This window comes from Porphyrobacter sp. MBR-49, assembly GCF_053628655.1.
This window is the reverse complement of sequence record NZ_JBRJGU010000004.1, coordinates 160,139-175,169: the sequence shown is the minus strand read 5'-3', so window position 1 is coordinate 175,169 and position 15,031 is coordinate 160,139. Positions and strand designations below refer to the sequence as shown.

Here is a 15,031-nt window from a genome sequence, read left to right as displayed (position 1 = left end):
TTTCTCTACCCGCTCGCCCTGAGCTTGTCGAAGGGCTGTTCTGCTCTTTATGGGACAGGCTAGAAGAAAGTGCGGGGCTTCGACAAGCTCAGCCTGAACGGGGTTTGTGAGTTGCGCATCATTTTCATGGGAACACCCGATTTCGCGGTTCCGGCGCTGCAAGCCCTGAACGCGGCGGGGCATGATATTGCCTGCGTCTATACCCAGCCGCCGCGCGCTGCGGGCCGGGGCAAGCAGCTGCGCGCATCGCCGGTGCAGGTTGCGGCTGAGGCCTTGGGGTTGATGGTGCGATCGCCCGTGTCACTGAAGAACGCCGAGGAGCAGGCCGCGTTTGCCGCGCTCAACGCCGATGTGGCGGTGGTCGCCGCCTATGGTCTGATCCTGCCGCAGGCGGTGCTGGATGCCCCCGCGCATGGCTGCCTCAACATCCACGCCAGCCTGCTGCCGCGTTGGCGCGGGGCGGCGCCTATCCACCGCGCGGTGATGGCAGGCGATGCGGAGACCGGCGTGACAATCATGCAGATGGAAGCCGGGCTGGACACCGGGCCGACGCTGCACAAGGTGCGCGTGGCCGTGGGGCGAAAGACCACCGGCGAACTGACCGAAAAACTCGCCGCCGTGGGGGCCGATGCGATGGTCGCGGTGCTGGCTGACCTTGCCGCTCATGCCGCTGAACCGCAGGACGACAGCGCCGCCATCTATGCGCCCAAGATCGACAAGACCGAAGCGAAGATCGACTGGGCCGAGCCTGCCGCAGTGATCGAACGCAAGGTACGCGGGCTTGCCCCGTTTCCCGGCGCGTGGTTTGCGTTGGAGGGCGAGCGGGTGAAGTTGCTGCTGGCTGAGACGATGGTGAGTCCCCGCGCAGGCGGGGACCTCGTGCCAGACGCGGGAGGCTCCCGCCTGCGCGGGAGTTCGCAAATTGGCGCGGTGCTGGACGATAATTTCACCATCGCTTGCGGGGACGGCGCGCTACGCCCGCTAAAGCTCCAGCGCGCGGGCAAGCCGGCCATGTCGCGCGAAGACTTCCTGCGCGGGCGAGCGGTGGCAGCGGGCACGGTGCTGGTGTGAGCCTGACGGAATGACCCGCTTCGCGCTCACCCTTGAATTTGACGGCACGCCGTTCAATGGCCTGCAACGCCAGTCCAACGGGCCAAGCGTGCAGCAGGCGGTCGAGGACGCGCTCACCCGCATCACCGGTGAACACGCCACGCTCCACAGCGCCGGGCGCACCGATGCGGGGGTGCACGCGCTGGGGATGCGATCCCATGTCGACCTTGAAAAAGACATCACCGCGTTCCGGCTGATGGGGGCATTGAACGCACACCTGCGGCCCGATCCGATTGCGGTTACTGCCTGCGAGATTGTGCCAGATGATTGGCACGCGCGCTTTTCCTGCACAGGCAGGCGCTATCTCTACCGCATCGTCAACCGCCGCGCGCCGCTCGCCTTGCAGCGCAATCGGGCGTGGCAGGTGGCGACCCCGCTGGATGCCGACGCGATGCACGCCGCCGCGCAGGTGCTGGTGGGGCGGCATGATTTCACCACCTTCCGATCCATCCATTGTCAGGCGGCTGATCCGGTCAAGACGCTCGACCGGCTCGCCGTTGAGCGGGTTGGCGATGACGTGCTCATCCACGCCGCCGCACGTTCGTTCCTGCATCATCAGGTGCGCAGCATGGTCGGGTGCCTCAAACTGGTAGGCACCGGCACGTGGGACTCCGCCCGCCTCGCCGCCGCGCTGGCCGCGCGGGATCGCGGCGCATTGGGCCTGAACGCGCCGCCGCATGGGTTGTATTTTGTTGAGGCGGTTTACCCAACGTCACCCTAGCCACCACGTCATTGCGAGCGTAGCAAAGCAATCCAGTCCCGCGTTTGCTGGATTGCCACGGAGCGTGCAGCTCCTCGCAATGACGAAATTGAGGATCGAACTTATGACCACCGGAAAACAGCTTTTCACTACCCTCACCGCCGACGGCAAACTGACGCTCGAAGTGGCCGAGGCCACCTTCCCCGCGCCCACCGGCAATCAGGTGCTGGTCAAGATGGAGGCTGCGCCGATCAACCCGTCTGATCTGGCGATCCTCACCAGCGCAGCCGATTTCGACAGTGCGGAATACACCCCCGGCAGGGTAGTGGCGACCATGCCCGAACCGTTCCTGTCGGGCCAGAAAGGCCGCCACGGCCAGCGCCTGCCCGCGGGCAACGAAGGCGCAGGCACCGTGGTCGCTTGCGGAGATAGCGACATGGCAAAGGCGCTGATGGGCACGCGGGTCGCCTGCGTTCCGGGCAGCGCATTCAGCCAATATGCCATTGCCGATGCGATGATGTGCCTGCCGCTGGGCGATCATTCTTCCGAAGAAGGCGCGTCGAGCTTCGTCAACCCGATGACCGCTCTGGCCTTCGTCGAAACCGCCAAGCTGGAAGGCCATTCGGCAATCATCCACCTCGCTGCGGCATCGAACCTCGGCCAGATGCTCAATCGCATCTGCATCGAAGACGGGATGAAGCTGGTCAACATCGTGCGCCGCGATGAACACGTCGAACTGCTGAAATCGCAGGGCGCGCACTATGTCGTGAACTCGTCCGCCCCGACCTACATGGCCGATCTGCGCGCGGCGATTAAGGAAACCGGCGCGTTCCTCGGCTTTGATCCGATTGGCGGCGGGCAGAACTCCGACCATGTGCTGAAAGCGATGGAGCAGGTCGCGTCCAGCCAGATGACCGAGTTTTCGCGCTACGGATCGAACCAGGACAAGAAGATGTATATGTACGGACGGCTTGACCTGTCGCCGACGATCCTGACGCCTTCGTACGGCCTGCAATGGAGCGTTGCGGGCTGGCTGCTGACCCCGTTCCTGCAACGTGCGGGCATGGAAACCGTGGTGCGACTGCGCACGCGGGTGCAGCAGAACCTCACCACCACCTTCGCTTCGCATTACAAGGCCAAGGTGACGCTGGAGGGGATGCTGGAGAAGGACGTGATCAGCGATTACCGCCAGATGAAAACCGGCGAGAAATACCTGGTTACGCCCTGGGGGTGATTCAACGCACCGCCGCTGCCGGGCATTCAGGAAACCGTCACGGTTCCTGAATGTAGGAGACACATGTGACACTGTCCTGAAACCAAAAACCCGCCCCCCAGGCTGCGCCGCGCGCGATCCGGCGCGGTCTGCAACCCCGGCTGCGTGCAAAAGCGGATTAGGAGAGGGTCGCACAATCATCGCGCCAGACTGCCAGCAGCAAGCCGGGTAGGAAAGGAGGCACTGCTGACCCTGAGGGGATGGCAGCTTTCAGGGATGCGGTTGCAGTTGTTGGAGGGCTGAAAGTGGGTGGATTTGCTGCCATCCCTCGTCATCCCGGCGACGGATGGGGTGGGGTGGTGGCACTGCCCGATGAGGCTCTGGGCCCCGGCCTTCGCCGGGGTGACGGGAACGCCCGCTTCGGGATCGATTGCTGAACGGCGGTTTTTAGCGGCGAGAATGCTAAAGCCGCCATGCCGCTTTCGGGATTGCGCATCGACCCCGCTTATGACTGCTGATGGGTGGGAAGGCGAATGGCGGCTTTCAGCGATTGCGAAAGTGATTACTCTTGCGCCAGAACCAAGCCATCACACGCTCTCCTGCTCAAAGAAATCGATCCCTGTCACGCCCGCGGTCCGGAGAGCCTCGGCCATTGCATCTGAGACCAACGTCATCGTCGCTTCGTGCTTGTCGCGCCAGATATGGTGATTGCCGACTTGCGCATGATTGAAGACGATCTTTTCGTCCCGACCCCGGGATACAAACCCCTCTGGCCAATGATCTTCAGGCACATCCCGACTCCAAGCCCATAAACGGCCGATATGAAGCATCATGGTTGTGCGTTCGCGATCTACGGTGTCGAGGCGGTTGCAGACAACCATGAACCACATGTCCGCGCGCACCACGCCTCCCCTTTCGACAATCTGAAACGGAATAAACTGGTGCACGCCCGGCTCCAGCCTTTCGACAATCGACTTGAACTTGTCGGAAACGACAAAGAGCCCGTTGAACTTGTCGAAGTCGGGTATATTCCTTCCTGAGCGCCGCCTGAGTTGCTTGGGGAGGTGAGCGACCTTTAGCGCTCGGCCGCTGTCCCAATGCCGACCGTGCTCATGGTGCATGTACTTGCCATCGTCCTGGGTCGGATCCTGAAGCTCCACCTTCTTCAGGTCACCATCCCCCCGGATGAGCTCCAGCTCAACGAACCCGTATTTGCGATTAAGGCTCTGGGTCGTGACAGCGTAGACCATCATAACAATCTCACAATCTTTGCGGGGCAAGGCAATCGCGTCGTTACACCTATGAGGTTTCTAGAGCCTAAATTCCTCGACATTGATGAGAGGCTGTGACGGCGGTTTTGGGGTCGCTAGCCGAACGGCAGCTTTTAGCGAGATTTCCGAAAAAACCGCCCCCCCTCACCCCCCGTCAAACGCCGCCTGCACCGCTGCCGCATCGCTAATCTCGCCCGCGATCAGCACCATCAGCAGCACCCGCGCCTTGGCCGGGCCGAGCGCGCGGGCTGCCACCAGACCCAGCGCATCGTCATCCACTTCAACGTTGCGGTCGACGATGCCTTCGTCCACCCGGCTTGATCGCACCACCGGGACGCCTGCCGCCGCTGCCTCGGCCAGCGCGGCGATCACGCAGGCGGGCGCGTTGCCCTGCCCCATTCCGGCGAGCACAATCCCCTTGCACCCGATGCCGAGCAGTGCCTTGACCGGCTGTTCATCCATCCCGGCGCCCGCGGTCAGGATCGCCACGCGCGGCAGTGTATCAGGCCATGCAAAGCGCGCACTTTCGCCCAATCTGTGCGGCGGGCCGAACCAGTCGAGACGCGCCGGGGTCACGCGTGCAATGCTGCCGCGCGGAAAGCTTTTGAATGCATCGATGCTGCTCGTCGCCGCCTTGCGGGCATCGCGCGCCGCCAGCACCGCGTCGCCCATCACCAGCAGCACGCCGCGCCCCGCCGCCGCAGGATCGCTCACCACCCGCACCGCATTGGCGAAATTACGCATCCCGTCCGCCCCCACCGCATCGGCAGGCCGCATCGCGCCGACCAGCACAATCGGCTTGCCCGCAGGCAGGGTGAGATCGAGCAGGAACGCGGTTTCCTCCGCCGTATCCGTGCCGTGGGTGATGATTACGCCGGTGATCGCAGGATCAGCGAGCGCGCCCGCGCAGGCCGCGTGCAGCGCCTGCCACTGCGGCCAGCCGATGTCCTGCGAACCGATCTGCGCGATGTCCTGTGGGATCAACTCCGCGTCGAGGCCCAGCCCGGCCAGATTGTCCAGCATGGCTTCAAGCGACAATCCGCCGGGCTGATAGGCCGCACTGGTGGCGCTCACCGCCGCGCCGGCAATCGTGCCGCCAGTGCCCAGAACAAGAATGCGCGGGTTGGTCATGCGCCTGCCCTACTCATCCGCGCCCGCCAGCGCCAGCACCAGAAGGCAATTGCATTTGCGCAAACCTGCGTTAGAGAGCGCATCCGCACAGTGGGGCGGTTAGCTCAGTTGGTAGAGCATCTCGTTTACACCGAGAGGGTCGGCGGTTCGAGCCCGTCACCGCCCACCATGCGCGCCAATCGGGCCCGCGGCAGGGGATCGCGCGCGATTGTCGCATCGACAGCTGTGTTATTTCCGACCGAACCAGCGATGGCCTTATGCCAAAGTCCGATAAGCTCCGCCTCATCGGACTTTGGTTAACCCTGTGCGGCGCAACACGCCCTGCCGGGTGGCAGCGTCAGCGGACCATCTTGTGCGCGGTCAGGAACACCATTTCGCGCAATTGCGCCTCGTCCGGCAGATCAAACCCGGATAGATCGGCCGTCCCGATGATTTCATTCTCGTTGGCGCTCTGGGCCAGAATGATCCGGTGCGGCACAATCCGATCGCGGGTTTTGCAGTCGAAGAACGCCTGAACGATGGGCTGACTCTTGTCGCCCGGGTCTTCGTCAATCACCAACGCGATCTTGCCGCTGCGCAGTTCCACAAAGGAACCGACCGGATAGAGGCCGACAGATTCGACGAATGATCGCAGGATATCGGGATCAAATGCACCCTCCATCTTGCGCAAATGCTGCACCGCCGCCGCAGGATCGAGCGCGCCGGTGTTGGCGGTTCCGGTCAGCAGAAAATCGAAGGTATCGCAGATCGCCGCCATCTGTCCGATCGTGCTGATTTCGTCCTTTTGCAGACCCTTGGGAAAGCCGCCGCCGTCGATCCGTTCGTGATGTTCGAGGCAAGCGTTCAGCACCGCTTGCGGCAGGCTGTCATCATGTTGCAGCGCCCGGAACCCCAGGATCACGTGCTGCTGCCAGATTTTGGGATCGGCATTGCGGAAATCATTATTCGGCAGATCGGGAACCTGCGGTAGATAATTGGTGCCGATATCGAGCAACAGGCCCGCCAGACCCGCATCGAGCACGTCATCCTGCGCAAGCTTCATCTGCCGCGCAAGCGATACCATCAGCGCGCTGACGGCGAGGGCGTGCTGATAACCCAGTTCGTTCTTCAGCTTGCAACGCATCAGCCCGCTGAAGGCATGGGGATTGCGGCGGACTGAATCGAGGATGTCGGTGACCACCGGTTGCACCGCCTTGACGTTGATCGCCTTGCCCAGCCGGGCGGCGATAAAGGTGCTGTGGATGGCTTTTTGCGCGCGTGCGGCGATTGCCTGAGCGGTGTGCAGCTCAGCCTCGGTGGAAACCGGATCGTTATGGATCACGCTGCGGGCCTTGACCGATTTGAAGCGATCGGGCTGCGATGCCGCTGAGGGGGTAACAGGCGGTTTGCCTGGTCGGCGCACTGAGTTGTTTGCGGCGGCCAGATCCCGGCCTTTGGAGGTATCGATCACGACCCCGTCAAGGTTGCTCGATCGCAGCGTATCCAGCCGCTCTGCGTCATCGATCAGGAATTTCGCTTTCCAGAACGGGTGCGAAAACCAGTTCCCTTCCATCTTGTGAACGAACATGCCCACTTCGAGGTCTGCAATGGCGACGCGCTTCAACATTGATCGAGGTGCTCTGATTGCTTGTCCGGGAACCATTTTATAGGTCGGCTAGCCGGTGCATTTGCTCCAATCTGCCCTAAGGATAATCACGTAGTGAACGCGGTATTGACGGGTTGCACCGCGCTCTTTAACCGGCAATTTGCAAGCCTGCGAAGATATGCAGATAATGGGGGTCACATGCCAAGCCGGATGATCGTATCGCGCGAACTTGCCGATTTTCTCAAGCTGATCGCGCACCCTGATCGCTTGCGGATGATCGAGGAACTGCGGCTCGGCGAAAAGGACGTGACCGGCATTGCCGCAGCGCTGTCACTGCCTGCCACCCGCGTATCGCAACACCTTGCGCAGCTGCGCGCGCACCGGCTGGTTGATGAACGCCGCGCCGGGCGCAACCATTTCTATCGCCTCTCTCAACCGCATCTGGCCGCATGGATCGTCGACGCGCTGCAATTTGTCGACGTCCGCAATCGGCTGGCTGAAGGTGATCACATCGACAGCGCGCGCGCCCTGTGGACTGCGCAATCACGCAATACATCCCATTGAAAGGAATATCCCAATGCCCCGTTTTGCCACTGGCGTCGTCAAGTTCCAGCGCGAAGTCTTTCCTGAAAAGCGGGAGCTGTTTGAACGGCTAAGCACGGGCCAAAGTCCCGAAGCGCTGTTCATCACCTGCTCGGATAGCCGGATCGAAACCGCGATGATCACCCAGACCGATCCGGGCGACCTGTTCATCTGCCGCAATGCGGGCAACATCGTGCCGCCGCACACCAACGAAACCGGCGGGATGACCGCATCGATCGAATTTGCCATCGGCGCGCTTCATATCCCGCACATTGTCATCTGCGGGCATACCGAATGCGGCGCGATGGCAGGGGCGATGAACCGCGCGGGGCTAACCGGCCTGCCCCACGTCAGCAAATGGTTGGGCTTTGTGCAGGGTGCGATCGATATCGTCGAGGCAATGGGGGCTGACCTTGATCCCGAGGCAAAGATGCGGATGCTGTTGGAGCAGAACGTGATCCTGCAATTGCAGCACATCAAAACCCACCCGACCGTTGCGGTTGCCTTGGCACAAAAGGCGGTCAAGCTGCACGGCTGGGTATATGATATCGCAACCGGGCAGGTGGCAGCCTACGACGAAGCGACCGAAAGCTGGTTGCCGGTTGAAGATCACTATGCCGCTGAACTTGCTGCAGCGGCGATGGAAAGCCACCACTGCTGAATCGCGCTAGCTTCCCATTACACGTTCCTTGATCCTGCGCTTCGACACGCGCATGACCGCAATGCGGAAACAGGAGAGCGAGCGATGATGATGGTGCGTTATTGGGCAGGCGCAATGCTCGCCGTGGCTAGCGCGGCGGCCGTAGCAGCGCAGGAAACCGCCGGGCCTCCGGCCGCCAGCGATCCGACCCGCACCGCGCAGGCCGTCGCAGCCGCCGCCCTGCCCGCCGAAGGCACGCGCGATGGGGATTTTTCCACCCGCGGATTTATCGCCACGCGCGCTGATCCGGTGATCACCAATGCCAGCGGCAAGCCGGTCTGGAACCTTGCCGCCTATGCCTTTGTCGATGGCCCTGCGCCCGACACTGTCCACCCCAGCCTGTGGCGGCATATGCGCCACCTGAAGCACCACGGGCTGTATCAGGTGACGGACAATGTCTGGCAGGTGCGCGGCTTTGACCTGTCGAACATGACGATCATTCGCGGGCAGACTGGCTGGATCGTGATCGACCCGCTCACCAGCGTCGAAACCGCGCGCGCGGCGATGGAGTTGGTGAACGCGACCCTCGGCCAGCGTGCCGTCAGCGCGGTGATTTATTCGCACAGCCATGCCGACCATTTCGGCGGCGTGCGCGGGGTGGTTGATCCGGCAGACGTTGCCGCAGGCCGCACGCAGGTGATCGCGCCCGAAGGCTTCATGGAAGAAGCCACGTCGGAAAATGTCATGGCCGGCGGAGCGATGCTGCGGCGCGCGGCCTATCAGTTTGGCACCGGGATGCCGCCCGGCCCAACCGGCCAGATGGGCAGCGGGATCGGCATGGCGGTATCGGGCGGCACACTGTCGCTGATCGCGCCGACCGCCACCATCGCCGCGACCGGCGAAACCCGCGAGGTTGACGGTGTGGCGCTTGAATTCCAGATCGTTTCGGGCAGCGAGGCTCCGGCGGAATTCAACGTGTTCGTCGCACCCGAAAAGACCTTCCTCGCCGCTGAAATCGCCACCTGCACGCTGCACAACATCCTCACCCCGCGCGGCGCGAAGGTGCGCGATACGCGCGCATGGGCGCATTACCTCGACGAAGCGGCCACCCGTTACGGCCCGCAAAGCGAGGTGGTGATTTCCAGCCATTGCTGGCCGATCTTCGGGCAGGCGGAAGGCACCGCATGGCTCACCGCGCAGCGCGACAATTACCGCTGGCTGCACGATCAGACCGTGCGGCGCATGAACCGGGGTGAGACAATGGGCGAGATTGCCGAGGCATTGTCCGCCGCGCCGCCGCCGGGGCTGGGCGATGAATGGGCGACGCATGGCTATTACGGCACGGTCAGCCACAATTCCAAGGCGGTCTATCAGTTCTACCTCGGCTGGTATGATGCGGTGCCCGCCAACCTCCACGCCCATCCGCCGGTGGAACGCGCCACGCGGCTGATCGACGCATTGGGGGGTGCAGACCGCACGCTGGCGCTGGCCCGCACTGCGATGACGGCGGGGGATTACCGCTGGGCGTCGGATTTGCTGCAAAATCTGGTTTTTGCAGCGCCTGACAATGCGGCGGCCACGGCATTGCTGGCCGAAAGTTATGAACAGCAGGGCTTTCAGGCTGAAAGCGCGATCTGGCGCAACCAGTTCCTCGCCGCCGCGCGCGATCTGCGACAGGGCAGCACACCAAGATCAGCGGCGCAGAGCACCGATCTGATCGCCGCGATTGCCACCGCCGAACTGCTCGATTCCGCCGCCACCCGGTTTGCGCCGGAACGGTTCGGCGCGCGCAAGCTGACCGTTGCGCTCGACCTCACCGACCGCAAGGAACAGGCGATGCTCGAAGCCAATAGCCGCGTGCTGATCGGCCGGGTCGGCCCGTTGCCCGCCGCGCCCGACATTACCGTTCGCGGCCCGCGTGCGCTGTTGCTGGCGATGCTGTTTCTGAAACAGCCGGTCGCCGCGATGCAAAAAGCCGGGCTTCAGGTCGAAGGCGATGCCACCGCGCTGCAACACCTGATCGATGCGCTCGATCCGGTGCCGCAGGGCTTTGACATCGTAACGCCCTAGAACGAACACTCCGCGCCAGCCGCCGCGTCATCGCGCGTAATCTCGCTGATCTGGAGCGTGAATGCGCCCTGCGAGGCAAAGTTCAGGTTGCCGCCCGCAGCGCCCAGACAGGCGCTGGTCAACACCATTTCGCGCCAACCCTTGCCCTCGGCAACCGCCATCGGATGGGTGATGTCGAACGCGGCGGCGCCTGCGCTGACAGTGACCGACGCGGTCGGGCGCGCAGTTACCTGATAGGCGATCCGCCACGCCGCGCCGCTGTCCGGCCCGGTCAGCGCCAGCTTCGCACCGGGCGCAAAGGTGATGCGGCGCGCGTCTTCCTGCGCCTTGCGATCGATGCCGGTCGCGGTAATGCCGCTGCCCACACCGCGCAGGTCGGGCAGCAGCGCGTTATCCGCCACAGCCTGCACCTGCATGCCGAGCTTTCCGTTGGCGAACCACGTCGCGCCGGTATCGATGGTGAGCGCATCGCACGTCTCATCCAGCGGCGCGAACTGCGCGCTTGCTGTCAGGTCAAGCCCGTAGCCGCGCGGAAACAGCGCGCCTTCGGGGCCGTTGACCGGGGTGCCTTCGCAAGTTGCGGGCCAGCTGAATGATAGCCGCCCCGTGGCCGGGTGCTGACCGAACAGCACATCGGCCACGCCTGCCCCTTCGCTACCCGGAAGCCATGCGGCGACAAACGCATCTGCGGCGTTCAATTCGCGGTTCATCCACAGCGGGCGGCCTGAAAGGAACACCGCCACCGTCGGCACGCCGCGCTCACGATAGGATTTGAGCAACGCAAGCCCTTCTTCGTCGCGAAACGCCAGATCCTTCCGATCACCGACAAACTCGGCATAGGGTTCTTCGCCAAACACCACGATCGCAACATCGGGTTTGCCGGTCGAAACGCCATCAACCGCCAGCACCGCCTCACCGCCGGCAGCCTTCGCGGCGGCTGCGATCCCGCCATAGATCGAGGTTGCACCGGGGAAATCAGCCGGGGTCAAATCGCCGCCGCCCTGCCAGGTGATTGTCCATCCGCCCGCCTGTTGCGCGATATTGTCTGCCGCGCTGCCTGCCACTTCGATCCGTGCGCCCGGCTTCAACGGCAACACGCCGTGGTTCTTGAGCACGACCTGCGATTTGGCCACCGCTTCGCGCGCGATGGCGCGATGTTCGGGTGAGCCGAGCAGTTCCCAGCGCCCACCATAGGCGCGCGCCGATGGCATTACCTCACCATCAAAAATGCCGATTTGCTGCTTTAACCGCAGCACCCGCAGCACCGCTTCATCCAGCCGCGCCATCGGGATCGTGCCATCCTTGACCTGCGCGGTCAGCGATGCATGGAGCGCCTTCCAGTCCTCGGGCACCATGTAGACATCAAGGCCCGCGAGCAGCGCCTGCGGGCAATCGGAATTGGTGCAACCGGTGACTTGCCCATGCCCGTTCCAATCGCCCACCACCAGGCCTTCAAACCCAAGATTGCCGCGCAACTCGCCAGTCAACAGCGGGCCATTGCCGTGCATTTTGGTGCCATTGATAGAATTGAAACTGGCCATCACGCTGGCAACACCCGCGCCGATTGCGGCAGGATAGGGCGCGGCGTGGATCGCCATCAATTCGGCCAGATCGCCGTTGACATCGCCCTGATCCACACCCTGCGCGGTGCCGCCGTCACCAAAGAAATGCTTGGCCGTCGCCGCCACCTTGCCCGCGCCAAGGAACCCCGGTTCGCCTGGGCGACCTTGCAGCCCTTCGACCATCGCTGCGCCAAGGCGGCTAACCAGCGCCGGGTCTTCGGAATAGCTTTCGTATGTCCGGCCCCAGCGGTCATCACGCGCCACCGCGATGGTGGGGGCGAATGTCCAGTCGATCCCGGTTACTTCGATTTCGACCGCGGTCGCCGCGCCGATCCGGCGGATCAGATCAGCATCGCCCGTCGCGCCCAGCGCGATATTGTGCGGGAACACCGTCGCGCCGATCACATTGGCATGGCCATGCACAGCATCGGTCGCCCACACCGCCGGGATAGCCGGTTCACCATTGGGCAGCGGCGCGGTGGACGCTTCCCAATAGGCATCGGCCAGTTTGAGCCATTCGGGCGCAGGCGCCTTATCATCCCCGCCGGGGCCGGAATTACCGCCATTGAGGATTGTGCCGAACCGGTATTGCCGCACGTCGTCCGGCGTGATTGATCCGATATCGGGCATCACCAGCTGCGCAACCTTGCGCTCCACGGTCATCCGGGCGAGCAGCGCTTCGGGCGCGTTCGCGCCAGCTTGAACGGCAGCGTTGGTGCCGCTTACTTCGACCGGCGGCGCACCCGCGCATCCCGCCAACAAAGCAGCAAGTCCCGCACCGCAGGCCAACCGCCCCAGCAATTGTCGTATCATTAAGCCAGCCCCTCCCAAGGCCGTGTCATTTTGAGAACGTTATCAACTTATGCCGAGCCGCGCCCGCTTTGGCAAGTATCAAGCGCAAGCTTCACGCGCGGCGCATGACGGCGGTGAGCAATGCGGCGCTCATCAGCGACAGGGCCGCGAACAACACAAACAGCGCTGAATAGCCGAAGCTGGGCACCAGCAGCACTGTCAGCCACGGCATCACCATGCCCGGCACGGTGTTGGTAAGGTTGAACAGCCCAAGATCGCGCCCGCGATGCTGCGGCGCGGGCAGCACGCGCAATGTCTGGCCGGAATGAAGCGCAAGGAAAATCGCCGCCGCGAGGCCAAACAAGACATAGCCAGCAATCGCCATTTCCAGCGTGCCTGCCGCCGCCATCACCAGCATCCCGGCAGTGCACAGCAGCGCGCAGGCGACCAGCGGCAGTATCGGGCGCGCGTGGCGATCCGACCAGCGGCCCAGCAACAACGACAGCGGCACCGCGCAGACCAGCACCATGCTGAAGATATTGGCCGCGCCGTTTTCAGGATAATCGGGCGCCAGCGAACGCAGCCAATAGAGCAGGAAAGCAAACATCCCGCCCTCTGCCACCTGCACCAGCAGCCGCGCGATCCACATCCTTACCACCACCCGGTCACGCAGCCGCAGCGGATCGCCTGTCGGCACAACCGGCTGCATCAGTTCACCACGCACCCGCCCACCGCCCAGCACCACGGCGGGCAGCACCAGCGCAGTCACCAGCAACGCCACCAGCCCCAGCCGCGCATCGGGCGGAACCAGCCCGGCAAACGTGACCACCGACCCAGCAATCGCCCCCAGCGCCGGGGCCAGCGCCAATGCCCCGCCCAGCACGCCTTTCTGGCTATCGGGGAAGCAATCGCCCGCCCACGCCATCAGCGGGGCGAGCATCAGGTTGAGCGCGACCTGCCACGCCATGATCAGCAGCACCAATTCTGCAATCGAATCCGCCCTGCCGATAGCGATCAGCGCGATGTTCGAGGCAATCAGCCCAGCGATTATCCAAGGGCGGCGCATAGTGCTGCGGTCGCTAAGCGCACCCACGGCGATATTGGCAAGACTGGCCATGACCGCGCCCAAAAAGGACACCTGCGCCAACGCGGCGACATCTTCGCCGCCCTGCAATGTGACGATCTGCTGCGGCAACAGCACCGTCAGCAACGGGACATAGGCCACCGCGCCCCCTGCGGCAGCAAGCGCGAACAGCACAAGGAACCAGCGCGGCTGGCGTTCCGGTAAAACGACGAAAGGCGCGATCAAGCTGTGCCCGGCGCAGGTGCGGTGGACGAACGTTCAACCAGCGCCGCAGCGACTTCGATTACCGTGTCGCTGTCACTATCTTCACCGCGCGCAATCAACTGTTCGACCGCGCGTGATACCGTTTCGGCAATCGGCTGATCAATCGCCGTCAGCGGCGGCTGAGAGAAGCGCACGATCGGGGTGTTGTCGAAGGAAATCAGCGAAAGATCGCGCGGTACGTTCAGCCCGCGATCACGCGCCACTTCGAGCGCGGCCAGCGCCATCTGGTCGCTGCTGGCGATGATCGCGGTAAGATCAGGGTTGCGATCAAGCAAAGCGCGCGCCGCGCGGGTGCCCGATTCATAGCCGAAATCGCCCACTTCCAGCAGCCCTTCGCTGGGGATGCCGTGATCGCCCAGCGCGCGCCGCCAGCCATCGATGCGCCATGCGCTAAGGCTATATTGCGATGGCCCCGCGATCATCGCGATGCGGCGATGGCCGAGTTCGATCAAGCGGCTGGTGGCGAGATGCGCAGCGCCTTCATCGCCCATCGTCAGCGGGATCCCCGGCCCCGGCGCATTCGATCCGATCCGCGCAAACGGAATCGCGCGCGCGGCCAGCAATTCGGTAATCAACCGGTTTTCCGAATGCGGCGGGGTCAGGATCACGCCGTCGGGCTGCAGCGCGGAAATCGCCGCGCCCAATTCGCGTTCGACATGATCGGAATGGGTATCGACCAGTTCCACCATCATCCGGTAACCGTGCTTGGAACAGGTCAAAATCCCGCCCAGCAGCATCTGGTCAACCCAGTCAGTGCCGCGCCGCTCGCTCCAGTCAGCCAGCGTGCGTTCGCGGTCGTTGATGGCAAGGATGATGTAGGAACGCGACCCGCTCATCCGCTGCGCGGCGAGCGAGGGGACGTAGCCCAGCCGTTCAATCGAAGCGCGCACCTTGTCGCGCAATTGCGGGCGCACGTTCGGCCCGCCGTTGACCACCCGGCTTACCGTCTGAAGCGAGACGCCCGCATCCCCGGCCACGTCCTTGATCGTGACTGCTTTGCGCACCCGCGCCATTACGCACCCGTTCC

Annotated in this window: 12 protein-coding genes and 1 tRNA gene; 7 read left to right on the top strand and 6 right to left on the bottom strand. The window is 63.6% G+C overall.

The genetic code is table 11. The features are described 5' to 3' along the window. Positions 1 to 111: 111 nt before the first annotated feature. The 3 genes from fmt (at position 112) to ACSSV3_RS07100 (ending at position 3,044) form a co-directional block, all read left to right on the top strand. Positions 112 to 1,071 (top strand): methionyl-tRNA formyltransferase, encoded by a 960-nt coding sequence (fmt, locus tag ACSSV3_RS07110; RefSeq protein ID WP_354323311.1) that lies wholly within the window; start codon positions 112 to 114, stop codon positions 1,069 to 1,071. A gap of 10 nt (positions 1,072 to 1,081) precedes the next feature. After that, positions 1,082 to 1,831, top strand: a complete 750-nt coding sequence (gene truA / locus ACSSV3_RS07105; RefSeq protein ID WP_354323309.1) for a tRNA pseudouridine(38-40) synthase TruA — start codon at positions 1,082 to 1,084, stop codon at positions 1,829 to 1,831. Between the two features lie 103 nt (positions 1,832 to 1,934). Next, positions 1,935 to 3,044: a zinc-binding dehydrogenase gene (locus ACSSV3_RS07100; RefSeq protein WP_354323308.1), complete on the top strand. Its 1,110-nt coding sequence runs from the start codon at positions 1,935 to 1,937 to the stop codon at positions 3,042 to 3,044. A 566-nt stretch (positions 3,045 to 3,610) separates the two neighbouring features. Here ACSSV3_RS07100 and ACSSV3_RS07095 read toward each other — a convergent pair. Both ACSSV3_RS07095 and ACSSV3_RS07090 read right to left on the bottom strand, forming a co-directional pair. Continuing rightward, positions 3,611 to 4,276, bottom strand: coding sequence for an imm11 family protein (locus ACSSV3_RS07095; protein ID WP_354323306.1), 666 nt, complete (start codon positions 4,274 to 4,276; stop codon positions 3,611 to 3,613). Between the two features lie 162 nt (positions 4,277 to 4,438). Further along, entirely contained in the window at positions 4,439 to 5,425 is a 987-nt protein-coding gene (locus ACSSV3_RS07090) for an asparaginase (protein ID WP_354323304.1), read from the bottom strand. A 93-nt stretch (positions 5,426 to 5,518) separates the two neighbouring features. On the opposite strand from ACSSV3_RS07090, the gene ACSSV3_RS07085 reads away from it, so the two are divergent. Continuing rightward, a tRNA-Val gene (locus ACSSV3_RS07085) sits at positions 5,519 to 5,594 on the top strand. 168 nt (positions 5,595 to 5,762) lie between these two features. Here the strand turns inward: ACSSV3_RS07085 and ACSSV3_RS07080 are convergent. Next, the gene (locus ACSSV3_RS07080; RefSeq protein ID WP_354323303.1) at positions 5,763 to 7,031 is read right to left on the bottom strand and encodes an HD-GYP domain-containing protein; all 1,269 of its coding nucleotides are present in this window, start codon (positions 7,029 to 7,031) and stop codon (positions 5,763 to 5,765) included. 177 nt (positions 7,032 to 7,208) lie between these two features. Between ACSSV3_RS07080 and ACSSV3_RS07075 the strand changes: the two genes are divergently transcribed. From ACSSV3_RS07075 to ACSSV3_RS07065, 3 genes are all read left to right on the top strand, one after another. Next, complete coding sequence (locus ACSSV3_RS07075; protein ID WP_354323301.1) at positions 7,209 to 7,574, top strand: ArsR/SmtB family transcription factor; 366 nt, start codon at positions 7,209 to 7,211, stop codon at positions 7,572 to 7,574. Positions 7,575 to 7,587: 13 nt separating this feature from the next. After that, the gene (locus ACSSV3_RS07070; protein ID WP_354323299.1) at positions 7,588 to 8,253 is read left to right on the top strand and encodes a carbonic anhydrase; all 666 of its coding nucleotides are present in this window, start codon (positions 7,588 to 7,590) and stop codon (positions 8,251 to 8,253) included. Between the two features lie 84 nt (positions 8,254 to 8,337). Further along, positions 8,338 to 10,302: an alkyl/aryl-sulfatase gene (locus ACSSV3_RS07065; protein WP_354323297.1), complete on the top strand. Its 1,965-nt coding sequence runs from the start codon at positions 8,338 to 8,340 to the stop codon at positions 10,300 to 10,302. Here the strand turns inward: ACSSV3_RS07065 and ACSSV3_RS07060 are convergent. From ACSSV3_RS07060 to ACSSV3_RS07050, 3 genes are all read right to left on the bottom strand, one after another. Further along, on the bottom strand, positions 10,299 to 12,677 hold the full coding sequence (locus ACSSV3_RS07060) for a glycoside hydrolase family 3 protein (protein WP_354323295.1): 2,379 nt from the start codon (positions 12,675 to 12,677) through the stop codon (positions 10,299 to 10,301). The genes ACSSV3_RS07065 and ACSSV3_RS07060 overlap by 4 nt on opposite strands. A gap of 91 nt (positions 12,678 to 12,768) precedes the next feature. Then, positions 12,769 to 13,965, bottom strand: a complete 1,197-nt coding sequence (locus ACSSV3_RS07055) for an MFS transporter (RefSeq protein WP_354323293.1) — start codon at positions 13,963 to 13,965, stop codon at positions 12,769 to 12,771. Further along, positions 13,962 to 15,017, bottom strand: coding sequence for a LacI family DNA-binding transcriptional regulator (locus ACSSV3_RS07050; protein ID WP_354323291.1), 1,056 nt, complete (start codon positions 15,015 to 15,017; stop codon positions 13,962 to 13,964). The genes ACSSV3_RS07055 and ACSSV3_RS07050 overlap by 4 nt, the downstream gene beginning before the upstream one ends. Between the last annotated feature and the right edge of the window lie 14 nt (positions 15,018 to 15,031).